Origin of the sequence: Sediminicola arcticus, assembly GCF_040566695.1 — a bacterium.
Taxonomy (GTDB): Bacteria; Bacteroidota; Bacteroidia; order Flavobacteriales; family Flavobacteriaceae; genus Sediminicola; species Sediminicola arcticus.
In genome coordinates this window covers 402,906-425,206 of record NZ_JBEXAE010000002.1, presented here as the reverse complement: position 1 = coordinate 425,206, position 22,301 = coordinate 402,906, and the positions used below count along the sequence as shown (strand labels likewise).

Annotated in this window: 22 protein-coding genes; 7 read left to right on the top strand and 15 right to left on the bottom strand. The window is 37.5% G+C overall.

Annotated features, from left to right (window positions below):
• Positions 1-18: 18 nt before the first annotated feature.
• The 8 genes from guaB to ABXZ36_RS05665 all read right to left on the bottom strand — a co-directional run bounded on the left by guaB (position 19) and on the right by ABXZ36_RS05665 (position 9,936).
• Positions 19-1,491 (bottom strand): IMP dehydrogenase, encoded by a 1,473-nt coding sequence (gene guaB, locus ABXZ36_RS05700; protein ID WP_354614719.1) that lies wholly within the window; start codon positions 1,489-1,491, stop codon positions 19-21.
• A gap of 51 nt (positions 1,492-1,542) precedes the next feature.
• Positions 1,543-2,010: a heme-binding domain-containing protein gene (locus ABXZ36_RS05695; RefSeq protein WP_354614524.1), complete on the bottom strand. Its 468-nt coding sequence runs from the start codon at positions 2,008-2,010 to the stop codon at positions 1,543-1,545.
• Positions 2,011-2,019: 9 nt separating this feature from the next.
• Positions 2,020-4,491 (bottom strand): TonB-dependent receptor domain-containing protein, encoded by a 2,472-nt coding sequence (locus tag ABXZ36_RS05690; protein ID WP_354614523.1) that lies wholly within the window; start codon positions 4,489-4,491, stop codon positions 2,020-2,022.
• Positions 4,472-5,839: an HTTM domain-containing protein gene (locus tag ABXZ36_RS05685; protein WP_354614522.1), complete on the bottom strand. Its 1,368-nt coding sequence runs from the start codon at positions 5,837-5,839 to the stop codon at positions 4,472-4,474. The genes ABXZ36_RS05690 and ABXZ36_RS05685 overlap by 20 nt, the downstream gene beginning before the upstream one ends.
• Before the next feature lie 3 nt (positions 5,840-5,842).
• Complete coding sequence (locus tag ABXZ36_RS05680) at positions 5,843-6,967, bottom strand: imelysin family protein (protein ID WP_354614521.1); 1,125 nt, start codon at positions 6,965-6,967, stop codon at positions 5,843-5,845.
• A 100-nt stretch (positions 6,968-7,067) separates the two neighbouring features.
• Positions 7,068-8,288 carry a DUF4856 domain-containing protein gene (locus ABXZ36_RS05675; RefSeq protein WP_354614520.1) on the bottom strand — a complete coding sequence of 407 codons (1,221 nt, stop codon included), beginning with the start codon at positions 8,286-8,288 and terminating at the stop codon, positions 7,068-7,070.
• 122 nt (positions 8,289-8,410) lie between these two features.
• The gene (locus ABXZ36_RS05670) at positions 8,411-9,277 is read right to left on the bottom strand and encodes a hydroxymethylglutaryl-CoA lyase (RefSeq protein ID WP_354614519.1); all 867 of its coding nucleotides are present in this window, start codon (positions 9,275-9,277) and stop codon (positions 8,411-8,413) included.
• A 32-nt stretch (positions 9,278-9,309) separates the two neighbouring features.
• Entirely contained in the window at positions 9,310-9,936 is a 627-nt protein-coding gene (locus ABXZ36_RS05665; RefSeq protein ID WP_354614518.1) for a LysE family translocator, read from the bottom strand.
• Between the two features lie 75 nt (positions 9,937-10,011).
• Between ABXZ36_RS05665 and ABXZ36_RS05660 the strand changes: the two genes are divergently transcribed.
• Positions 10,012-10,452, top strand: coding sequence for a Dabb family protein (locus ABXZ36_RS05660; RefSeq protein WP_354614516.1), 441 nt, complete (start codon positions 10,012-10,014; stop codon positions 10,450-10,452).
• On the opposite strand, the gene ABXZ36_RS05655 is transcribed toward ABXZ36_RS05660, so the two are convergent.
• Together ABXZ36_RS05655 and ABXZ36_RS05650 are read right to left on the bottom strand one after the other, a co-directional pair.
• Positions 10,430-11,470 (bottom strand): quinone-dependent dihydroorotate dehydrogenase, encoded by a 1,041-nt coding sequence (locus ABXZ36_RS05655; protein ID WP_354614515.1) that lies wholly within the window; start codon positions 11,468-11,470, stop codon positions 10,430-10,432. The two genes, ABXZ36_RS05660 and ABXZ36_RS05655, sit on opposite strands and share 23 nt — an antisense overlap.
• Positions 11,471-11,557: 87 nt before the next feature.
• Positions 11,558-11,977, bottom strand: coding sequence for a hypothetical protein (locus tag ABXZ36_RS05650; RefSeq protein WP_354614514.1), 420 nt, complete (start codon positions 11,975-11,977; stop codon positions 11,558-11,560).
• Positions 11,978-12,148: 171 nt separating this feature from the next.
• Here ABXZ36_RS05650 and pepT point away from each other — a divergent pair, with 171 nt between their 5' ends.
• Together pepT and ABXZ36_RS05640 are read left to right on the top strand one after the other, a co-directional pair.
• On the top strand, positions 12,149-13,378 hold the full coding sequence (pepT, locus tag ABXZ36_RS05645) for a peptidase T (protein ID WP_354614718.1): 1,230 nt from the start codon (positions 12,149-12,151) through the stop codon (positions 13,376-13,378).
• A 1-nt stretch (position 13,379) separates the two neighbouring features.
• A complete protein-coding gene (locus ABXZ36_RS05640; protein WP_354614513.1) occupies positions 13,380-13,913 on the top strand; it encodes a YdeI/OmpD-associated family protein in 534 nt (177 codons plus the stop codon).
• Between the two features lie 132 nt (positions 13,914-14,045).
• Here the strand turns inward: ABXZ36_RS05640 and yajC are convergent, their stop codons facing one another.
• The 3 genes from yajC to nusB are packed head-to-tail and all read right to left on the bottom strand — an operon-like array spanning position 14,046 to position 15,862.
• Positions 14,046-14,375, bottom strand: a complete 330-nt coding sequence (gene yajC / locus ABXZ36_RS05635; RefSeq protein WP_354614512.1) for a preprotein translocase subunit YajC — start codon at positions 14,373-14,375, stop codon at positions 14,046-14,048.
• 8 nt (positions 14,376-14,383) lie between these two features.
• Complete coding sequence (locus tag ABXZ36_RS05630; protein ID WP_354614511.1) at positions 14,384-14,863, bottom strand: DUF1573 domain-containing protein; 480 nt, start codon at positions 14,861-14,863, stop codon at positions 14,384-14,386.
• 51 nt (positions 14,864-14,914) lie between these two features.
• A complete protein-coding gene (gene nusB, locus ABXZ36_RS05625) occupies positions 14,915-15,862 on the bottom strand; it encodes a transcription antitermination factor NusB (protein WP_354614510.1) in 948 nt (315 codons plus the stop codon).
• A gap of 179 nt (positions 15,863-16,041) precedes the next feature.
• Between nusB and ABXZ36_RS05620 the strand changes: the two genes are divergently transcribed.
• The 3 genes from ABXZ36_RS05620 (at position 16,042) to ABXZ36_RS05610 (ending at position 20,857) form a co-directional block, all read left to right on the top strand.
• Positions 16,042-17,799 (top strand): ABC transporter ATP-binding protein, encoded by a 1,758-nt coding sequence (locus ABXZ36_RS05620; RefSeq protein ID WP_354614509.1) that lies wholly within the window; start codon positions 16,042-16,044, stop codon positions 17,797-17,799.
• A 78-nt stretch (positions 17,800-17,877) separates the two neighbouring features.
• Complete coding sequence (locus ABXZ36_RS05615; RefSeq protein ID WP_354614508.1) at positions 17,878-18,249, top strand: PUR family DNA/RNA-binding protein; 372 nt, start codon at positions 17,878-17,880, stop codon at positions 18,247-18,249.
• Positions 18,250-18,337: 88 nt separating this feature from the next.
• On the top strand, positions 18,338-20,857 hold the full coding sequence (locus ABXZ36_RS05610) for a M14 family metallopeptidase (RefSeq protein WP_354614507.1): 2,520 nt from the start codon (positions 18,338-18,340) through the stop codon (positions 20,855-20,857).
• Between the two features lie 66 nt (positions 20,858-20,923).
• On the opposite strand, the gene ABXZ36_RS05605 is transcribed toward ABXZ36_RS05610, so the two are convergent.
• A complete protein-coding gene (locus ABXZ36_RS05605) occupies positions 20,924-21,262 on the bottom strand; it encodes a tRNA-binding protein (RefSeq protein ID WP_354614506.1) in 339 nt (112 codons plus the stop codon).
• A 22-nt stretch (positions 21,263-21,284) separates the two neighbouring features.
• Entirely contained in the window at positions 21,285-21,425 is a 141-nt protein-coding gene (locus ABXZ36_RS05600; protein ID WP_354614505.1) for a hypothetical protein, read from the bottom strand.
• Between the two features lie 303 nt (positions 21,426-21,728).
• On the opposite strand from ABXZ36_RS05600, the gene ABXZ36_RS05595 reads away from it, so the two are divergent.
• Positions 21,729-22,286, top strand: coding sequence for a thioredoxin family protein (locus tag ABXZ36_RS05595; protein WP_354614504.1), 558 nt, complete (start codon positions 21,729-21,731; stop codon positions 22,284-22,286).
• Positions 22,287-22,301: the final 15 nt, after the last annotated feature.

The following is a 22,301-nucleotide window of genomic DNA, read 5'->3' as shown; positions in this document are numbered from 1 at the left end:
GTAATGCTCCTATTTCAATTATCTACTGTAATTTGGAGATTCTTTTGTAATCGTAACATCATGTGGGTGGCTCTCATTAATTCCACTAGCCGTGATTTTAACAAACCTACCTGTTTCCTGCAATGTCGCAATATCCTTAGCACCACAATATCCCATTCCTGCGCGCAGACCTCCTACAAATTGGTGAATGCTTTCAAACAAATCCCCTTTGTAAGGAACACGACCTACAATTCCTTCAGGAACTAATTTTTTGATATCATCCTCTACATCTTGAAAATACCTATCCTTACTTCCTTGTTTCATGGCCTCTACCGATCCCATGCCCCGGTAAGATTTGAATTTTCTTCCTTCGTAAATAATGGTTTCTCCAGGAGATTCTTTTGTTCCTGCCAAAAGTGATCCCAACATCACGCAATCTGCACCGGCAGCAATAGCTTTTGGAATATCTCCTGTATATCTGATTCCACCATCGGCAATTACAGGAACACCACTACCCTTTATGGCTGCAGCGACTTCCAATACCGCTGAAAATTGAGGAAATCCAACTCCAGCAACTACTCTAGTTGTACATATAGAACCAGGTCCTATTCCAACTTTTACCGCATCAGCACCTGCTGCAACCAAAAATTTCGCGGCTTCCCCGGTAGCAATGTTACCTACGATAACATCTAAATCTGGAAATCTCTTCTTTACTTCTTTTAAAACACGAACAACACCTTGGGTGTGCCCATGTGCCGTATCAATAACAACGGCATCCACCCCTGCATTTACCAAAGCCTCTGCTCTTTCTACAGCGTCAGCGGTCACCCCTAAGGCGGCAGCTACCCTTAATCGACCGTATTGGTCTTTATTGGCCATTGGTTTTTGAGTAAGTTTTGTAATATCCCTAAAGGTAATTAATCCCACCAATTTATAGTCCTTATTGACTACGGGTAACTTTTCAATTTTATGTTGCTGCAAAATATCCTCTGCTTGTTCCAAGCTGGTTCCTTCGGCCACAGTGACCAAATTCTCTGAAGTCATAACTTCAGATATGGGCCTGTCATTATCTTTCTCAAAACGCAGATCCCTATTGGTAACGATACCTATTAATTTACCATTATCATCAATGATAGGAATACCCCCAATACTATGTTCCTTCATGTTCGCTTTCGCATCACCAACCACAGAATTCAATGGCAGGGTAACCGGGTCTATGATCATACCACTTTCGGCACGCTTCACTTTTCTCACCTTCATGGCTTGCTGCTCTATACTCATGTTTTTATGCAGCACGCCTATACCTCCTTCTTGGGCCATAGCAATAGCCATTTTGGATTCTGTTACTGTATCCATAGCAGCGGATACAATGGGCACATTAATCGTAATATTTCTAGTGAATTTCGTTTGAATATTTACTTCCCTGGGAAGAACTTCGGAATATGCTGGGACGAGTAGTACGTCATCGTAGGTCAATCCTTCTCCAATAATTTTGTCAAGATGAGCTTGCATAGCAACTAAATATATAATTGCGTGCAAATGTAATGATTTTTATTGGTTATATTATTGAATATCATCTCCAACCAAATAATTTTCGCGTGCCTGTTTTGCCCAATTTATCAACGCTTCTTTTTCTTCCTTGGTCATATCTCCATGGATAAGCGAATACTCCTTTATTGGCATTTCCCCCTCCTCAACCTCTTCCATCAACTCATCCAATTTGTGATCCTTTTTCTTGCGATTATAGGATTCCCATTTGGAAACATTGAAATGTTCGCTTCCTTCTTCCACATGATCGGCTATTACATAAGAAATTGGAGCAATTTCTGCATACCAAGGATATTTTGTCTTATTAGTGTGGCAATCATAACAATTGTTTTCTAAAATGGACTTAATTTCTAAACTTGGCTTGGTCTCTGCTTCAAAAGAGGCTACATCTCGATATTCGGCAACATTCTTTTCGGGACGATAAAATTGAATGAGCACTAAGGCAAGCAAAAGAACTAACAATGTTTTTTTGAATATTTTCATAGGATCCTATTAAAGCGTTAATTGTAAAGTTACATATGCTGTTCGGGGCTCGGCCGGAAGTATTCCAGGACCTGGGTATCCGGTTGCCCTTCGGGTGAAGTAGGTATTGTTCAAAACATTATTTACACCAGCCTCTAAACGCCATTTTTTTAACGTGTAAGAGAAAGAGGCATCCAATATATCGTAAGCCGGAATAGCTCCCTCAATACCCCTTTGATTGTCATTCACATCTTGGGGAGCGTTGGTGGCATCTGTAAATTGATTGGACAAATAAGAATATTGGAGGCTTCCCAAAAGATTTCCATAACCAAAACGAAACCCTGTTTTTAAGTTTACTTTAGGTATAAATTCCACTTGATTTCCCTCCACATTGTTTTCTTCTGAGCTAATGTATTCTGAGGCTGTCAAGGCGAGATTTAAAAAGTAATTCAATTTCATTTTAGTTAAACTCGGTAGAAACGTTTCCTTAAGGCTCCAATCTGCAAAACCTTCAAAACCGTACATCAAAGCCGTGCCTATATTTCCCCTAAAACGGACAATACGTCCTGTCTCTACCTCTTCGCCTAGAGCATTGGTACGTGTCTCATTTTTCAAAACCTCTCCCAGCCTATTGTCATATAGCAATGTAAAAGCACCTAAATCGTAAGATAATTTATCCTTTAGTCTGCCACGGAATCCAATATCTGCTGTAAAACCCTTCTCATCACTAATGTTCTGATCTACTTGAAAGGAAGGATTTACCACCCTGATATCACTGAAAGTCACCGAACGGTAATTCTGGGAAAAATTGCCATAAAGTTCCCCAGAAGAACTTAATTTATAAGAAGCTCCCAATCCCATCAATAAAAAGGTTCTATCAAAAGTGCGATTATCTGCTATCTCCTCATTCAATAATGGGTTACCAGCTAAATCCAGCACAACATTCCGATAACTACCTATGCTTTCAGTTTTGATATGTTCTAAACGAAAACCAGGTGTCAAATTAAAATCATCACTTATATTGAAGACATTTTCTCCAAAAAGGGCTAGGTTAAAATTAGGGAAATCAAATGCAGCCTGTCTTTCATAATTGGGAAAGGTATCATCGGCAAAAGAAAAATCGGCATTAGAGGCATTGCTGCCAGGCCCTTGTCTTTGGTCATTATTCGTATTATAGATTTTACCTCCTAGCAACAAAGCAGATTCGTTTTCTCCCAAAGAATAGCGGCTCAATACTCTCAACTCGGCACCCCAGTTCCTAAAGTTGTCTACCAAAAGCTCTCTTGGTTCAGAAAGGTCATCTGGTTGGGAAACACGATTGGTTCTAAATCCCAAAGCTTTCCTTGAGGCATTCAAACCAAAAAGGTTCAAGCTCAAATTAGTGTAATCGGAGAAAGCATGGTCTAACCTCAGGGAAAATAATTTCCAATCCACATCGAACCAATTTCGGGTTCTGTTACTAAAGGTAGGGTCTTCCAAAAATTGTGCATCCGTCAAACCACCGGGCTGTTGGGCCAAATAATTCAATAACGTGGTCTCTAGAGTTACTTTTGTCCTATTATTGAATTGATACCCAAGGTGGGCGAAGTAATTACGGCTGCCAAAACTGCTATTGGCCCTAAAGCCATTTCCCTCCTTATAATTAAAATAGGTGTAGTAGCTAAACTTGCCCAGGGTACCACTGAGACTATTAAAACTAGTTCTTAGATCATAAGAGCCCAAGGTCTGCCTACTGACCCAAGCTATTTTCTTATCTGGTTCAGGTGTTTTGAACTTAAAATTAACCAAACCACCAAACTGAGTGCCATATTGCAATGAAGCCGCTCCCCGGACCACTTGTATTTCCTGAAGTGCTTCTGCCGGAGGCGTGTAATAACTTTCGGGATATCCCAAAACATCCGCACTGATATCATACCCATTTTGCCGGGTGTTAAAATTAGCCGTACGATTGGGATCCAACCCCCTACCGCCTATGTTCAGCTGTAAGCCTGCATCTCCATTATCATAGATGTTTAGTCCTACTACTTGCCCGTAGACCTGGCGGGCATTATTGGCCGCCAAATTAGCTACTAAGCCTTCTAAAAGTATTACCTCTGTCTTTTTGCCTGCATAGATGGCGGTACCCTCCACCTTCTTTAATTGTTTTAAAGCAAATATCCTTTCCCGCTGTTGGGTAACCACAACTTCAGAGAGTTCCTCGGATAAAGATTCCAGCAAAATGTCTATGGTAGTGTCTGTCGAGATTTGAACTTTTTCTTCCCAAACCTTATATCCGTAGGCGAATACAACAAGTTGATAGCGCCCTGGGGTAATATTATTGATGACATAATTTCCATCCGAATTGGCCCTAGCGAACTTTTCCAATTCCTTGAGATACACCTCTGTATCTGGAACAACATTATTTTCGTTGTTTTTTATGGTTCCCCTCAATGCAAATTGGGCTTGCGACCATTGAAAAAAGAAAAGTAAACATAAGGTAATATTAAAATCCTTTAATCTCATCTTTAAAAAGTTTTATCCATGTTTTATGTTGAAATGATTCTTTTTGTTGGGTCAGATCTATAGTTGGATCTATAAAGGTGTTGCTTAACCTACCATTCAATGCTACCTGACAATCCACATAAATAGCTATGTCCTTAAAACCGTCTTTGGTAAAATGGTTTTCCAAAAAGTGGGCATATTCCAAAATAAAATCTGGTTGAAACGACATTTGCTTTTCTTGAAAAGCCGAGAGGAAATCTGTGTTATCTACATAAAACCATTTACCCGATTGACCATCGACTACTTTGAATTGGGCATAGCCAGATTTTTCCATAAGCATTACACGCCATGAAAATCGATACCCTTCCTCCGTCCAGAAAAGCTCTCCAGGGTAGGCAAAATATCGGAATGGAAGAAGCAATTGTATGATAAAGAAACAGCCTAAAACGACCTTTACAGCTTTTACTTTTAACAAGGAAGTAGGTTTGTAAACCCGTTGGGTATCAAAATGATTGTTATTTACGTTCAGCACCTTACTTAGGCCACTTAGAATATTTCGGTGCAACCCTGAATCTAAAAAGATAAGGGCCGAAACAATCATGATATATGGAAACATTCCTATGGGAAAAAGGACCCTGGTGAGGATATGAAAAATAACTACAAAAAGGAAGGCTACTGTTCTTGTTCGCCTAAAAAATAACAAAAAAGGAATGGCCAAATCGTATAGCGCACCGCCATAACTAAAAGCATAATGTACCCATTCCAAGTGCATAAAATTACCCAGTAGAGGAATATCAAACTTTGAGGGCAACCATATTTTAAGGGGCATAGCGTGCACCAGCCAATCTGAATTTAGCTTGGCCAAACCGGCATAAAAGTAAACAATGGTTAACAAAACTTTAATGCTATTGATACTCCATGCCGGAACATATTGAAACGCCTTTTTGGGATTCTTATAAGCATCCAAGGAATAATAAACATTAGCAGGAAGAAATATCATTAAAAAGGACAAAAGGCTAATAAAATAATAATGATTCAAATAGGTGGTCTTGTCCATCAATTCTATATAAGTAAAGGTTATAAAGAAGATAATAATGGCCAATCTATACTTATAACCTAGGGCAACGAAAACTGCGGCTAAAGCACAAATAACAAATAATAGGTAGGTATATTGCCCAAAAGGTTTAACCCATTCGAAACCGTAGTAAGAAAAGAAAAACTTTGGTTTGATATATAGTTTTTCAATCCATCCATAACTCCAGAAACGGATAATGCTCAACAACATCATAATGCCAAAGAAAATGCGAAAGACCGCCAAGGGGGCGGCCTCTACTTGTTGAATAAGAAGCTGTTGAATTCGGTTTTTCATCTACTAATCACCATCAGCGTCTACAAAATCAACACTTATGCTCATGGCAGAAACCATGTCTACCTTCAATAAAGGCACAGCCCTTTGTACTTCATCATAAGCACTTAACATTAGTGTTGGAGGGTTGTTATTCTCAATTTCTATCCTAAATGAAGAAAGACCAGTAACCGCTTCCCTTGCGATATTAAACTGGGCATTAATGACCGCATTCAAATCCTCTCCATCCTTTACCGAATTTAAAACATCCAAATAGCTTGCCAAACTTTCTCCTGTGGTTGTTGAGCCAAAATATTTTCCATTAAAAAAGTCCTGCACTGCCGCTAGTCCTTCCAAGAAAAGTTCTTTGGAAACATCACTTTTATAGTAGGCCTCTAAATTTTTAGGTAGCGTACTTCCTGAAAAAACTCCAAGTGGTATCCCCATTTTACCGGCTCTAAGAAACTTCTCGAAATAAAAAATATAATCGTTTACGTAACGGTCAACCGAAGCTGTGGATGATGCCCCATCATTGGAAACAAAAACGTCCCTATACCCATTTTTCCAACCTTCTAACACAGAATTGGACAGTGTTGTCATATCCAATAGCACAGCTTCTGTATATGATAAGAGTCCATTCTCATCAGAGGTTGCAAATCTGGCAACAATATCGGTATCCGTTTCTCCTAAACCATTGATCAAATAATCCAAGGCAGGAAAGCCTTTGGCATCTCTGTTCGAAGAAAGTGATAGATCATAATTGCCCGAAACAAGGTAATCATCTATTTTCTGGGTGTTTGTAGGATAGATATTCATGTTTAAACGTAACCCTGCGCTTTCTGCTGGCCCTATCTCAAACATGGACACACGCTGCCACATTTTATAAGTATCTAGCCAAGAAGCCCTGAAGAACTCTAAATTGGCGGCAGAACGATCCTCTTTAAACTGAACAAAAGCAACATTAAGGTTAGTCATTTCTACCGAAAATGCCTCATAAGAAGGAATAATAATATTATCTGCCCAATTGGAGAGCATGGCCCCTCTATCAAAACTAACCTCAGTGGGATTAGATTTTTGTATGTCATCCGTACCATCAGAAGAGCATGCCCAAAAAAGAACAACACACAAGGTAATCAATACGACTTTCTTCATAGCTTATTTTTATTTATTCTAATTAAAGCAAAATTACAAAAGGACTCTTTTATATTTAAACAAAAAGATATTTTTTATTCCTTTTTTTTGGGTTCCCTATTTACTCTGCAGCCTGTTCCAAAGTAAATTCAAATCTATCGGCAATGGCAACAGAAATATTATCTAACGTGCTTATTTGCACATCCCAGAGTCCATTAGCTCCATCATCTATTAAATCTATAAGTAAGACATCTACCTCCTCCTTAGAAAAATAAGGTGCATCACTAATAGGGTTCTTGGTAAACTGTAAACTATAAATAAATCCATAACCCTCTGATAGATCATGAAAGGCAGTTCCATAGGCAGGAACCTCCTGTATTAAGGAGGCTTTAGATTGCTGTAAGTAGTATACCGCTCGAATACCAACAATTTCTGAAATTTTCTTTTTGATAATTTCTGATTGAGCATTGCGCAATTCGTAATCACCTGCAACAATAGCAGCCCTACCCAATTTAAATGCATCAAATATAGTATTGGCAATTCCGGCAAAATCCTCATCACCCTCTACTCTTCCAATATATTTGTTTAAGAAACTGTCCGCTCCTAAATCTGCATTAGGATTAGCAGGATCTGCATTGAGTCCAAAAACATAGCCATAGGCCTCATCCCAAAAATGCTCCATTGCTGTATAGCTCTTACCCTCAACTGTAATGGCCAAATCATTGTTGGCACGATTGTCTCCCTCGTCCAATACTGCAGGACTCAAATAATTGTTCAATGTTTGGTCAACTACCAATGCACCAATAAGACCTTTAATAACCATTTGATCGTATTCCAATCCCATGGAATTAACATAACGGGTTGAGGAACCATCCTCCAGTTGTCCAGAAACCCCTGCAGCGGCAGCACTGTTCCAATTTGGAAACACCTCATCTACTTGAAAATTGATCCAATTTTCGAAGTCTGCACGAATCAATGCCTGGTTAGTAGCATTGGTAGAAAAATAATCTAATGATGCCGCCGTTTTGCTCCTCAAATTCTTATTGGAAGCATTAAGTGAGGCCAGAGTAAAATTATTCTCCCCTTCTTCATGAGCGAACATAGCCAACAATGCCCCTGCTGTTTTTTCAGGACTAATAAGTCCTGATGCTAACTCTCCTCCCATTACCAATCTAGTAGACTGGCCACTAAAATCAACCGTATTTTGACTATTTCTTTGAAATGTATAGCTTGTTGGGTTTTGGATAGTGGAATTTTCGTCAATAACATTGTTTTCATCAGAACTACATGCAGTCATTAAAGCCATAACTACAAAAGACAGAGGGATAAAATATTTTTTCATTATAAAATTATTCTTATTTAGATTGGATAAACATAATTTGCGAATGCAAATATAATATGTACTTTAGAATAAAAAAAGTTTATTTATATTAAATCTAAATAAAAAACATAATGAAATAAAAATCAATGATATAAAGAGAATAATTCGGTAGCCTTGTTGTAGGTAGCTTCAAATGTCATCCAATTTACATTAGTATCCACTTTTTCCTTAGTGAAATAGGATAACATTTTTTCGGTAGGCATATTGCCTGTCAACTCATCCTTAGCCATGGGACATCCACCAAAGCCTTGTATAGCGCCATCGAACCTGCGACATCCTGCTTTATAGGCCGCATCTACTTTTTCGTGCCATCTATTAGGGGTGGTATGTAAATGGGCACCAAATTCAATTTCCGGGTATTTGGGGATCAAATTAGAAAACAAATGGTCAATTACCTCAGGGGTTGAACTACCAACCGTATCAGAAAGCGATAATATCTTCACGCCCATACCTGCCAATATTTCTGTCCATTCTCCAACGATATCAACATCCCAAGGATCGCCGTAAGGATTTCCAAAACCCATAGAAATATAGGTAACCACTTCCTTATTAGTCGCCTTGGCCAAACTCAAAATTTCTTCCAGTGTTCTAACAGATTCGGCAATGGTCTTATGGGTATTTCGCATCTGGAAATTTTCGGAGATTGAAAATGGATATCCCAAGTAATCTATAGCATCATGCTGACACGCATCCTCAGCTCCCCTAAAATTGGCGACAATAGCCAACAACTTGCTTTGCGATCTGGACAGATCCAATCCAGCTAAAACTTCTGCAGTATCTGCCATTTGCGGGATAGCATTTGGGGAAACAAAACTACCAAAATCAATGGTGTCAAAACCGCAACGCAACAGTGCTTGTAAATACTTAATTTTGTGCTCTGTAGGGATAAAAGCTTTTATTCCCTGCATAGCATCTCTGGGACATTCTATGAGTTTGACCTTTTCGGACATGAATAGTATTTATGATAAATTCAAAATTACTATTATTTATCGGAAAATAAGATATAAACCCCTATCCCTGTAAATACAATAATCTGCAACCATTTTAAAAAACACCCCACTCCAGAATGCTTGGTAATGTAATCTGAAATTGTTCCTGAAAGAATGGCAATAAGCCCAAAAATGATAAATGATACGAATATAAATAGCAAGCCCAATACATAAAATTGAACAACAGTACTAAGTTCGTTACTAAATAAAAATCCAGGGAAGAAGGCCAAAAAAAAGATGGTAACCTTAGGATTAAGAACGTTCATGATAAATCCTCTTCTAAACAACTGCAGTAAACCCTTTTTTGGAATGTCTGATTCCCCAATTTGAATTTCAGGTTTACTATTAAAAACCTTGTACGCCAAAAAGAACAAATAAAGTGCCCCCAACAATTTAATGGAGAAAAATATGGCATCACTTTCTTTGATTATAGCAGAAACTCCAAAAGCCAATAAGGTAGTATGCACCAGACAACCAGACATTAAACCAGCAACTGTGGCCAAGCCATATTTTTTTCCATGCGTGATGCTTTGCATCAAAACATATATATTATCTGGGCCAGGTAAAACTGCTAAAGCGGCTGTTGCCAAGGTAAAGGCATATATAATATCGTAGTTCAATAGTTTATTTTATACATTCCAAAATACAAATTATGTAACATAGTACTTGTAATTTTTCTATCTTGAACAAAAAAAATGAAAGTTCTATATTTTGTTCCTATTGCAGTAATACTAATTGTAGCACTTAGCTTTACCGTCCCAACTAAAATGAGTCAATCCTTAGAAATAAACCACAGACAATCGCAGGACAGTGTTTTAAGGCACGTTGTGCTTTTTAAATTTAAAAAGGGTACTTCCAAATCCGATATCTCCAAAATTGAAGCCGCTTTTAACGCCCTCCCTAGCAAAATAAACGCAATCCATTCCTATGAATGGGGGTTGAATAATAGCCCTGAAGGACTTAACAAGGGATTTACCCACTGTTACTTTTTAACTTTTAAATCAGAAGAGGACCGTGCCATTTATCTTCCTCATCCCGACCATAAGGCCTTTGGTACAGCACTTACCCCACATCTTAGAGATGTATTAGTGGTTGATTACTGGACATTAGACTTTACAGTTGTGCCTTTAAAATAGCTTTGTTTATTTTCTTTGCTAAACCGGGTCCTTCATACACAAAACCTGTCCATACCTGAACAAGATCTGCCCCTGCTTCTAGTTTTTCTAAGGCGTCTTCTCCTGAATGTATGCCCCCTACTCCAATAATTGGAAAGGCTTTATTGCTTTTTTCAGATAGGAATCGGATAACTTCCGTACTCCTGTTGGTTAAGGGTTTTCCACTTAATCCTCCCGCTTCTTCTGATAGGGTAAGATGTGATTTTAAATTTTCCCTATCAACAGTGGTATTGGTGGCAATGATACCATCTATTTTGGTATCGGCAACGATCTGTATAATATCTAATAACTGACTATCCGTAAGATCTGGTGCTATTTTTAAAAGGATTGGTCTTTCCTTTACTTCCTTTTTAGAGGCTAGTTTGGTGTTTTCCTTCTTCAATTCTTTAAGCAGAGCTGTTAATGGCTCTTTATCTTGCAATTCCCTTAACCCGGGAGTATTTGGGGAGCTTACATTTGCCACAAAATAATCTACATGGTCGAAAAGAGCATCAAAACAAATCAAATAATCCTTAACCGCATCTTTATTTGAGGTGATCTTATTTTTTCCAATATTCCCGCCAATAAGGACCTTATGCTTTTTCTTTAACTGTTCAACGGCACCGAATACGCCTAGGTTGTTAAAGCCCATTCTATTTATAATTGCCTTATCCTCCTTGAGACGAAAGAGCCTTTTCTTAGGATTTCCATCTTGTGGTTTGGGGGTTAGTGTGCCAATCTCTACAAAACCAAATCCAAAATTTGCCAACTCATTGTAGAGCACGGCATTCTTATCAAATCCTGCTGCTAATCCCACTGGATTTTTAAACTTTAATCCAAAAACTTCGCGCTCCAATCTTGGATCTTCCAAAACATAAAGTGATCTGAACAATCCCGAAAAACCAAGTTTGGAAAATAACTTGATCATTGTGAATGAAAAATGATGGACCATTTCAGGATCAAACAGAAAAAATAAGGGTCTTAGGATGATTTTGTACATGAATTCCTTGAAAATTTCAACAAAAATACGAACTCATAACTTGTAGTAAGTGATATCAGCACCAATTTATTAACAACGTGCTAAAAGTTATTCAGGGACAGCTTCAATTTTCAAAGGAGTCCTAGCAACTTCAGCACACAATTCAACATACCTTTGGAATTGCTTCTGATTAAAAAGGGCTAAAAGCTTTTGATCATACGATCTTGAAATTTGAACTATTTTACGTTCCAAGACCTTAAATTTTGCGGCTAGTTCAGTTAATTCCTCTGGCGTGCTCTGCGGATGGGTATCCAACAATTCCTTTGCCTGTTCCTCTAAAGGAGTGGTCTCCGCATCTAAGGCCTTCCTCAGCTCATCCAATAAAGTCACCTGCTCCGAATTCAGCTGAAATACTTGTATGATGTTCTCCACGTCCTTTCCTCCAATTCCCAAGGTACATTCTTGGGCCATACCCATAGAAGATAATAAGAAAAGTAAGATTACTATTTTACAATCTTTTAAACACATCTTCTTTACTACTATTAAATTGAGTTGCTAAGATATAAACAGTATTCTAAAGTAGATGGATTGTTTATAATTTATTAAACATCTACTAGAACCAAATAGGGGACTATGGACTAATATTGGTTAGGACAACATTTCCACTCCGACAAAATTGTATTTTTGAACAAAAAAACCATGCAGCATATTATTGACAGATTTATTAGTTATGTGACCATAGACACCCAGAGCGACTCAACTTCCAATGCTACCCCTAGCACTTCCAAGCAATGGAATCTAGCCAAAAAGCTGGTTGAGGAATTAAAAGAGGTCGGGATGGAGAATGTTACCATTGATGAAAATGCATATATCATGGCCACCTTACCGAGCAATATTGAAAAACAAGTCCCCACTATTGGTTTTATTTCCCATTTTGATACTTCTCCAGATTTTACTGCCACTAACGTTAAGCCACAAATTGTTCGTAATTACAACGGCGAAGACATTCTATTGAACAAGGAAAAAGGGATTGTGTTGTCTCCTTCCTATTTTGATGATCTGCTGTTATATGAAGGACAAACCCTTATCACTACCGATGGCACTACCCTTTTGGGAGCAGATGATAAGGCAGGAGTAACAGAAATTGTTACGGCAATGGAATACCTCATCAACCACCCTGAGATAAAACATGGCAAGATAAGGGTTGGTTTTACTCCTGACGAGGAGATAGGCCGAGGTGCTCATAAGTTTGATGTTGCCGAATTTGGTGCGGATTGGGCCTATACCATGGACGGAAGCCAAATTGGGGAATTAGAATACGAAAATTTCAATGCTGCAGAAGCTAAAATCACTATCCAAGGAAAAAGTGTACATCCTGGTTATGCCAAAGGAAAAATGGTGAACGCCATTTTGATTGCCCATGAATTTATAAGTCTATTACCCACTGAAGAAGTTCCCCAAAAAACAACAGGTAGGGAAGGTTTTTTCCATGTTCACCATATACATGGAGAAATAGAATCAACAACCCTTGAGTTAATTATTAGGGATCACGACAGAAAACTTTTTGAAAAACGCAAATCTGATCTTCAGGCCATCGCATCAAAATTAAATACCCTTTATAGTGACTGCCTATCCTTGGAAATAAACGATCAATATTACAATATGAAGGAAAAAGTAGAGCCCGTTTTACATATTGTGGAATTAGCAAAAGAAGCCATGCTTTCGGTTGGTATTGCACCAATAATAAAACCCATACGAGGGGGGACAGATGGTTCCCAATTAAGCTACATGGGACTTCCTTGCCCCAATATATTTGCTGGTGGGCATAATTTTCATGGAAAATATGAATACGTGCCTGTGGAAAGCATGCAAAAAGCGATAGAGGTTATTGTTAAAATATGCGAATTGAACGCTACAAAAAACAGTTGAAATGGATGATCTTCGAAAAATTGAAGTGTTCTACAATAAAAAGCAACCTTTCAAAGAAGGCATTGTCCTATTGCGAAGTTTGGCCAAACAAACGGACCTGATTGAAACTTTAAAATGGGGAGCTCCTGTTTACACGATCAAAAACAAAAATGTACTTGGAATTATGGCCTTTAAGGAACATTTTGGAATCTGGTTTTTTAATGGGGTATATCTTAAAGATCCAAAAGGAGTCCTGGAAAATGCCCAGGAAGGAAAAACGAAAGCTATGAGACATTGGAAATTCAATACTATAGAAGAGATAGATAAAGGACAAGTGCTATCTTATATGGAGGAAGCGATTGGCAACCGAAAAACAGGCAAGGTCCTATCTGAACAAAAAGTTGCTGAATTAAAAATGCCAGAATGGCTCAAAGAAGCCTTGATGGGTAATCTTGAAGCAAAAAAACAATTCAAACTTTTAACCCCATACAAACAAAAAGAATATTACGAATATATTTCCACTGTCCAACTAGAAAAACTAAACTCTCGAGGCTAGAAAAAAGCATAGAACTAATTTTACAAAGCATTGGACTCCATGATATTTATAGAAAGTAGGTAGGGCATCACATAAAAAAAACACCGAAGGATATCCTTCGGTGTTTTTTACGTAATTAGTGAGAATGTAAACTTACTTTTTCTCTATCTTTTTCTCTATCTTTTTGTCTATCTTTTTCTCTGGTTCCGGAGCATTTAACTTTTTACTCATCTCCATTGAAATGGAAGAACGGTCAAATTTGATCTTACCAGCCATGGTTTCTAAAATACATGAAAAATCATTATCATTCAATTCCATAATCTTTCCGTGCATACCACTTTTGGTAATTACTTTATCTCCTTTTTTTAATTGTTCTGCAAATTTCTTCTCATCTTTTTGTCTTTTCATTTGAGGCCGTATCATAAAAAAATAGGCGACTACAAAAATTAATATAAGAGGAAGAAATGGATATTGTTCTAACATATTTTAAATTATTTCTTTAATGGAATTGCAGCTCCAGGAGCTCCTTTTGGATTTACGAATGCCTGTATTCTCAAGATCTCAGATCCTTTGGCAGTGTTCGCAGTAACTGTAATGGTCTTGGTTACTTGGTTTTGACCAGAACCGTTAAACTTTACTAACATTTGTCCAGTTTCACCTGGAGCTATAGGTGTGTTTTTTGGAAATTCTGGAACTGTACATCCACAGCTACTTTTTGCATCTGTGATAATCAATGGTGCATCTCCAGTATTGGTAAACGTAAAAATAGTCTCTTGAGGAGTACCTTGTTCTATTGCACCAAAATCATGCTCAGATTTATCAAAACTAATCACAGGTAGGCTTTTTGCCGCTGTATCTCTCTCTGCTGCAACTTCTACATTTTCAGCATTTATTTTAGTGGACGCTTTTTCTTTGCAAGAAAATAAAGCTAGTGCGGAGACTAAGCTTAAGGTAAGGACTGTTCTTTTCATTTTAATAAATTGTTTTTGTTGTTTAATGATTCAAAATTAAGGAATATTCTTTTATAACAAACCTCTACCGACTTTTTTAAGTTTTCCATCGGCCTTATAGTCTTTTACAAGATTATCTAATATTCCATTGATAAAAATACTACTCTTTGGTGTAGAGTACTCTTTGGCTATCTCCAAGTACTCATTAATGGTCACTCTTTCCGGAATGGAAGGGAAGTGTAACAACTCACAAATAGCCATTTTTAAAAGAATGGCATCCACATCGGCAATACGATCTTTATCCCAATTTGGAGTTTTACCTTCAATTTCCTTTACCAATACTTCATTGTTCAACAAAGTCTTAACCAATAATTTCTTTGCGAAATCAAGATCATCTTCATCCTGCACCAATTGAGGCAAGAAATATGAATTGGGCTTATCCGCCGTCACCTTCTTTAACTGCTTCAAAATAAATGTATTTACGATAGGGATATCATCTACCCAGGTAAGCTTATCGTCTTCAAAGTGATCATATATTTTTTCATTGGGAGCTATTACATTCCTAAAAAGATCAATGACTAGTTCTTTGTCCGCTTGATAAGATGTAGACGCAACGGACATATATTTTTGGTAGGATTCGCTTGCGACAATTTCTCGATAGATAATCTTAACGTACTCTTCGTTTAAATACCAATTATTGAGTTTTCTTCGCTCCAATTCCTCTTTTAAAGGAGCGTTGTTTGCCAATTGAAGCATCAATTCATTATTTACGAACTTTTCCTTATTGGGAAATACATCGGTAGCATTGGCCAAATATTTTTTAGAGGATAATTTCACTTGCTCCTTTGCCATCTGCTGAACCTCTACTAGAAGGCCCAAAGACAACAGGTAAAGGGAATACATATTCTCAATACTCACTTTTAAAAACTTTTCCTGTTTTTCTAATGAATCACTATGCGATTGTGTCAAGGCATAGATACCTTGCATCACTTTAACCCTGATATGCCTTCTTGTAAGCATTTTTAAAGAACTTTAGCTAAGATTAATTAAACTTTTAAGGCGCAAAAATAGTGTTATATTTCCATTTACACCTAGACGAAACTGCTTTATCTTATCAGTTTTATAACATTTGGTTTTACACCAAACACCTATCTTTGCAAACTGTGACCAAAACATAGTCTATTACAAAGGCCAACTACATGAAAGAACTAAAATATATTAATAAGTATTTTAAAAAATATTGGGGCAAACTAGTCATGGGAGTCATTATTACGATCATTGCCCGTATTTTTTCATTGGTAATGCCTCCTTATGTGAATAAATCCATCAAGGCCATGGAAGATTACTTTACCGGAGATCATAATAATTTGGAAGCGGTGAAAGGAGAGTTGTTGCAATACATTCTAATCATTATAGGTGCTGCACTGCTTTCCGGCTTTTTTACCTTTTTAATGCGACAGACTATTATTAACATTTCTAGGTATATTGAATATGACCTGAAAAATGAAGTTTACGACCACTATCAATATTTAAATCTTAGCTTCTATAAAAAAAATAGAACGGGCGATTTAATGAGCCGTATCAGTGAAGATGTTACACAGGTAAGGATGTATGCAGGACCGGCCATTATGTATGGTATTCAGACACTAACCCTATTTGCATGTTTATTACCTATTATGTTCATAAAAGCACCTACCCTAGCTTTTTATACCTTATTACCCTTGCCCATCTTATCTATCCTTATCTATAACATCAGTAAGATCATCCATAAGAAAAGCACCATAGTACAACAATATTTGTCCACCTTATCCACCTTCACCCAAGAGTCTTTCTCTGGGATTACAGTAATCAAAGCATACGGTTTGGAACCGCAAGTTAGTAAAGAATTAGAAGGTTTGGCAAACGAAGGAAAGGACAAAAGCATGGACTTAGCAAAAGTGAATGCATGGTTTTTCCCATTAATGATTTTACTTATTGGGATCAGTAATATTTTTGTGATTTACATAGGGGGCCAACAATACATTAACGGTGAAATCGAATCCATGGGGATCATAGCTGAGTTTATCATATATGTGAACATGCTGACCTGGCCTGTAGCAGTAGTTGGATGGCTAACCTCCATTGTGCAGAGTGCCGAAGCTTCCCAAGAAAGGATTAACGAATTCTTAAAAGTTCAACCAGAAATAAGAAACGAAATGGAGGAGGAAACCCCTATCCAAGGGAAAATAACCTTCAAAGACGTTACCTTTACCTACGATGACACCAATATCACTGCTTTAAAAAATATTTCCTTTACCATTAATAATGGTGAAACTGTAGCTATCATTGGAAAAACAGGATCTGGAAAATCTACCATTTTAGATCTAATCGCAAGATTAAATGATGTTAGCTCAGGAGAAATTTTGATAGATGATGTTCCTATAACAAATTTGAACCTTAATAGCCTTCGTAAATCCATTGGTGCAGTGCCTCAAGACGCCTTCTTATTTTCAGATACGATTAAAAACAATATTAAGTTTGGGAAGGAAGATGCCACTGATGAAGAAATAATACAAGTGGCGAAAAATTCTGTAGTACACAAAAATATTATGGGCTTCTCCAAAACCTATGATACCGTTCTTGGAGAACGAGGCATTACTTTGAGTGGAGGACAAAAACAAAGGGTATCTATAGCACGCGCCTTATTGAAAGATCCACAAATTTATTTGTTTGATGACTGCCTATCTGCTGTGGACACAGAAACAGAAGAAGAAATTTTGAACAACCTTAAAAAAGCCTCCCACAATAGAACAACCATCATTGTAAGCCACAGAGTATCCTCAGCTAAGAATGCAAACAAAATCATTGTCTTAGATGAAGGAAAGATATTACAGGAGGGCACACATGATATTTTGATAAATAAAGAAGGGTATTACAAAGAGCTATACCACAATCAACTATCCGAGAAAGAAAACTAGAAAAATGTTGTTAGTGTTGCTTTTTTTTTCCATTTTTGATGGACTAATAAGTTATTGAGTAACTAGACACTACAAGAAATGAGCGAAAAGGATTTAATGGATCAAGAAGAAATATATTCCAAAGTTTTAAGAGCAGGCAGAAGAACTTATTTTTTCGATGTTAGAAGTACTAAGGCAGGAGATTATTATTTAACTGTTACGGAGAGTAAGAAATTTACGCATGACGATGGATCGTTCCATTATAAAAAGCACAAAATTTACTTATACAAAGAGGATTTTACTGCTTTTAAAGAAATCTTAGATGAAATGATGGCGTACATTGTGGATGAAAAAGGACTTGAAGTAATTTCTGAAAGACATCAAAAGGATTTCAAAAAAGAAGAACAGGACACGGATAACGTAGAAACCCCATTGGATAATTTTACCGATGTGGATTTTGATGACATATAACTACTTTTTTTCTTAAATAAAACTTAACGGTCCCTATTTCTAAGGACCGTTTTTTATTTTTAACAATTGACTAATTCAAAACCTTAAAATGAAAAAACTACTACTCTTGCTATTCGTAGCCATTATTCAAGTTACATCTGCTCAAGAAACCCTAGACTTAAACTACTATTTACCACAGAACATAACCTACGACCCCAACATTCCAAAACCTTCAGATGTGATAGGCCATGAAGTTGGGGAATGGCATGTGACCCACGATAAGCTAATGTTTTATATGCAAACATTGGCAAAGGCCAGTGATCGTATCACCATTGAAAATAGAGGAGAAACCTATGAGGGAAGACCTATATTATTACTGACTGTTACCTCTCCAAAAAATCACGCTAATTTAGAACAGATCAGGCAGTCGCATATTGCACTAACAGATAATAACGGAAATACTGCCGCTTTGGACAATATGCCCATTGTAGTATATCAAGGATTCTCTATCCACGGTAATGAGCCTAGTGGGGCAAATGCCGGACTAGCCTATGCCTATTATTTAGCCGCTGCACAAGGACCAGCTATCGAAGAATTATTAGATCAAGAAATAATACTGATGGATCCTTCCTTTAATCCTGACGGATTACAGCGTTTTGCCTATTGGGCCAATACCAATAAGAGTAAGAACTTAAATCCCGATGGGAACGAAAGGGAATATCACGAAGTATGGCCTGGTGGGCGAACAAACCACTACTGGTTTGATATGAACAGAGACTGGTTGCCTGTACAACTTCCAGAAAGTCGCGCACGCATAGAATCATTTCACAAATGGATGCCTAACATCCTTACAGACCACCATGAAATGGGCACTAACTCTTCTTTCTTCTTTCAACCAGGAGAACCTACACGTGTACACCCATTAACCCCAAAGATTAATCAAGAGCTTACCGCAGAGATAGGAACATATCACGCGAAAGCATTGGATAAAATAGGTTCTTTCTACTATTCAGAAGAAAATTACGACGATTACTATTATGGTAAAGGATCTACCTACCCTGATGTTCAAGGAAGTATTGGAATATTATTTGAACAAGGGAGCTCTAGAGGACATATCCAAGAAAGCGATAATGGTCTACTGACTTTTCCCTTTACTATCCGAAATCAGTTTACTACAGCCCTTTCCACTATAGAAGCAGCTAAAAATATGCGAACCAAAATTCTATCTTATCAAAGGGATTTTTATAAGGATACAAGGGCTAATGCTGCGAAAAGCAAAACTAAAGCCATTGTTTTTGGCGACAGCAAGGATGCTAACAAAGCCTGGCACCTAGCAGAAATTCTTAAGAGACAGAAAATAAAATTCCATGAGCTTTCCAATGATGCAACCATCAATGGTATTTCTTACAAAAAAGGGAACAGTTATGTTATTCCTATGGACCAAAAGAACAATAGACTAATTCAGGCTATGTTCGAAAAACGCACGAGTTTCACGGATAGTCTATTCTATGACATTTCAGGATGGACGTTTCCAATGGCATTCAATGTAGATTATTCTGAATTAAGTTCACTAACTAATGCCGGTCCTGAGATCACTGATTTTAACCCTTTAGCCGGTGGTGCAGATGCCATGAGCAACTATGCCTACCTATTCGAGTGGAACGAGTATTATACTCCGAAGGCACTGAACACCATTTTAAATAAGGGTATTAGAGCAAAGGTAGCAAAAGCTCCTTTTAGTGTTGAAGGCAAGCAATATGACTACGGGACGATTATGGTACCTGTTCAAAATCAAGAATTGGACGCAAAAGCCCTTTATGACTTTTTGAACGAAGTCGCCCAAGAAAGTAGACTTAAAATAACCGGTGTGGGCACAGGACTTACAAAGGGTATTGATTTGGGAAGTAACGACTTTGATCCTATTAAGAAGCAAGAAGTGGCTATCCTAGTCGGTGATGGGATTTCGCCTTACGATGCTGGGGAAATATGGCATTTGTTTGATCAGCGCTATGACATGAAAATCACCAAGATAGATACAGAATATTTCTCTAGAGTAGATCTGAGCAGATATACCGCTATTATTGTACCGAGCGCACGTGGAAGTTTAGACAAAAAAATTGCAGAAAAAATAAAGGAATGGGTAAAAAATGGCGGTACTGCTATTGGCTATAAAAATTCTGTAGAATGGTTTAACAAAAATGAACTCATCAAATTAACCCTTAAGAAAGATTCTTTGTTGGCCAAAAACATATCCTTTGAACAAAAAGAAAAATTCTTTGGGGCACAAGAAACTGGTGGGGCAATTTTTGAAGCAAAATTGGACCGCTCCCACCCTATCAATTTTGGGTATAAGAACAACACATTACCCATGTTTAGGGATACCAATGTATATATAGAACCTGCAAAGGAGAGCTACAACAATCCCATCCAATACACAAATACCCCCTTACTGAGCGGCTATATTTCTGAAGAAAATTTGAAGCTTCTTAAAAATAGTGTTCCCTTTCAGGTGAACAGAATGGGCCAAGGAAGGGTCATTGTTTTAACGGACAACACCAATTTTAGAGCATTTTGGTATGGAACCAATAAGTTACTAATGAATGCCATTTTCTTCGGACAAAGCATGTAGCAAAGCCTAAATACAAATCAGATAGCATCCACCAAAGGCATTTACTCTTGGTGGATGCTTTTTTTATTACGACACCTTAAGTCCGTTCGGGACCCCACTGTCAGGTTTTAATAAAATAACGTCTTCTCCTTCTGCAGCACCCAATATCAAACATTCACTCATGAAATTAGCAATCTGTTTTTTGGGGAAATTTACCACTGCAATAATTTGACGCCCTAAGAGATCACCCTTTTGGTATCGTTTGGTAATTTGGGCAGAGGTCTTTTTAACACCAAGCTCCTTCCCAAAATCAATATGCAATTGATAGGCCGGTTTTCTTGCCTCCGGAAAATCATATACTTCTAAAATAGTTCCTACCCTCATATCCACTTTAGTGAATTCGGGCCAGGTAAGGGTTTCGTTCATCCTTTTATTTTTAATTTTTGCATCATCTCATCTGAAACATTACCGGAATAGGCCCGTAGGCATCCAAAAGCAGACCTTTTTCGCCACGGGAAGTTTCAATAACATAGAGCACCACATTATCATCAGGGTTGCTTGCCCCTTCAAAACGATAATAGGCAATCACGTTCAAATCCTAGGCAGGGTAAATCTTTTTCTTATTCTCTATACCCACATCACTCTGATTAAAACTCTCTGTATAACCTTCTTGCTGTAAAGCAGTAATAGCTGCAGAAATCGATGTATATGATCTATCCATAACATGGCATTTTAGAGATACTATAAATTACTACTTGTTTAGATAAAAACCAATATTTCTTAGAAGACTTTCTTTACAAGAAAAAAAAATATAATCCTACTCCAAATTGGATACAAACCAGTTTTCTCGTAATTTTATACTGTAGAGGTAAACTAATTTTAAAACACACAAATGTCCAATACACCAAGTACTATGTTGCCCTTGGGTACGCCAGCTACTGCCTTTTCACTTTTTGATACCATTTCCCATCAAAAAATGGAGCTTTCCAATTTAAGAAGCGAAAAAGGTACATTAATTATATTTATCTGCAATCACTGTCCATTTGTTATCCATGTCATTGAAAAAGTCACCCAAATAGCTAAGAAATATAAAAAAAAGGGAATTAAGACCATAGCCATATCCAGTAATGATGTAGTAAACTACCCACAAGACGCACCTAAGCTTATGACAAAGTTTGCAGAAAGATATGCGTTCTCCTTTCCCTACCTTTATGATGAGACACAAGAGGTTGCAAAAGTGTACCAAGCAGCATGCACCCCAGATTTCTTTTTGTTCGATAAAAAATTGACTCTGGCCTATAGAGGTCAATTAGATAATTCCCGTCCAGGTAATGGGATCCCAGTAACCGGAAAGGACCTTCAAGATGCCATGGACCAATTATTGGAAGGTAAAGAAATTTCATCTCTTCAAAAACCAAGTATGGGGTGCAATATCAAATGGAAATCTTAGTATATACGCGTATAA

Bases quoted from the DNA above. Each gene is read 5' to 3' on its own strand.
- ABXZ36_RS05610 (WP_354614507.1), top strand. From the start codon at position 18,338: ATGAAAAAACTACTACTCTTGCTATTCGTAGCCATTATTCAAGTTACA.
- ABXZ36_RS05685 (WP_354614522.1), bottom strand. From the start codon at position 5,839: ATGAAAAACCGAATTCAACAGCTTCTTATTCAACAAGTAGAGGCCGCC.
- ABXZ36_RS05605 (WP_354614506.1), bottom strand. From the start codon at position 21,262: ATGAACGAAACCCTTACCTGGCCCGAATTCACTAAAGTGGATATGAGG.
- nusB (WP_354614510.1), bottom strand. From the start codon at position 15,862: ATGCTTACAAGAAGGCATATCAGGGTTAAAGTGATGCAAGGTATCTAT.
- ABXZ36_RS05695 (WP_354614524.1), bottom strand. From the start codon at position 2,010: ATGAAAATATTCAAAAAAACATTGTTAGTTCTTTTGCTTGCCTTAGTG.
- ABXZ36_RS05640 (WP_354614513.1), top strand. From the start codon at position 13,380: ATGGATGATCTTCGAAAAATTGAAGTGTTCTACAATAAAAAGCAACCT.
- ABXZ36_RS05680 (WP_354614521.1), bottom strand. From the start codon at position 6,967: ATGAAGAAAGTCGTATTGATTACCTTGTGTGTTGTTCTTTTTTGGGCA.
- ABXZ36_RS05675 (WP_354614520.1), bottom strand. From the start codon at position 8,288: ATGAAAAAATATTTTATCCCTCTGTCTTTTGTAGTTATGGCTTTAATG.
- ABXZ36_RS05620 (WP_354614509.1), top strand. From the start codon at position 16,042: ATGAAAGAACTAAAATATATTAATAAGTATTTTAAAAAATATTGGGGC.
- yajC (WP_354614512.1), bottom strand. From the start codon at position 14,375: ATGTTAGAACAATATCCATTTCTTCCTCTTATATTAATTTTTGTAGTC.
- ABXZ36_RS05650 (WP_354614514.1), bottom strand. From the start codon at position 11,977: ATGTGTTTAAAAGATTGTAAAATAGTAATCTTACTTTTCTTATTATCT.
- ABXZ36_RS05670 (WP_354614519.1), bottom strand. From the start codon at position 9,277: ATGTCCGAAAAGGTCAAACTCATAGAATGTCCCAGAGATGCTATGCAG.
- ABXZ36_RS05690 (WP_354614523.1), bottom strand. From the start codon at position 4,491: ATGAGATTAAAGGATTTTAATATTACCTTATGTTTACTTTTCTTTTTT.
- ABXZ36_RS05660 (WP_354614516.1), top strand. From the start codon at position 10,012: ATGAAAGTTCTATATTTTGTTCCTATTGCAGTAATACTAATTGTAGCA.
- ABXZ36_RS05615 (WP_354614508.1), top strand. From the start codon at position 17,878: ATGAGCGAAAAGGATTTAATGGATCAAGAAGAAATATATTCCAAAGTT.
- ABXZ36_RS05655 (WP_354614515.1), bottom strand. From the start codon at position 11,470: ATGTACAAAATCATCCTAAGACCCTTATTTTTTCTGTTTGATCCTGAA.
- ABXZ36_RS05595 (WP_354614504.1), top strand. From the start codon at position 21,729: ATGTCCAATACACCAAGTACTATGTTGCCCTTGGGTACGCCAGCTACT.
- guaB (WP_354614719.1), bottom strand. From the start codon at position 1,491: ATGCAAGCTCATCTTGACAAAATTATTGGAGAAGGATTGACCTACGAT.
- pepT (WP_354614718.1), top strand. From the start codon at position 12,149: ATGCAGCATATTATTGACAGATTTATTAGTTATGTGACCATAGACACC.
- ABXZ36_RS05630 (WP_354614511.1), bottom strand. From the start codon at position 14,863: ATGAAAAGAACAGTCCTTACCTTAAGCTTAGTCTCCGCACTAGCTTTA.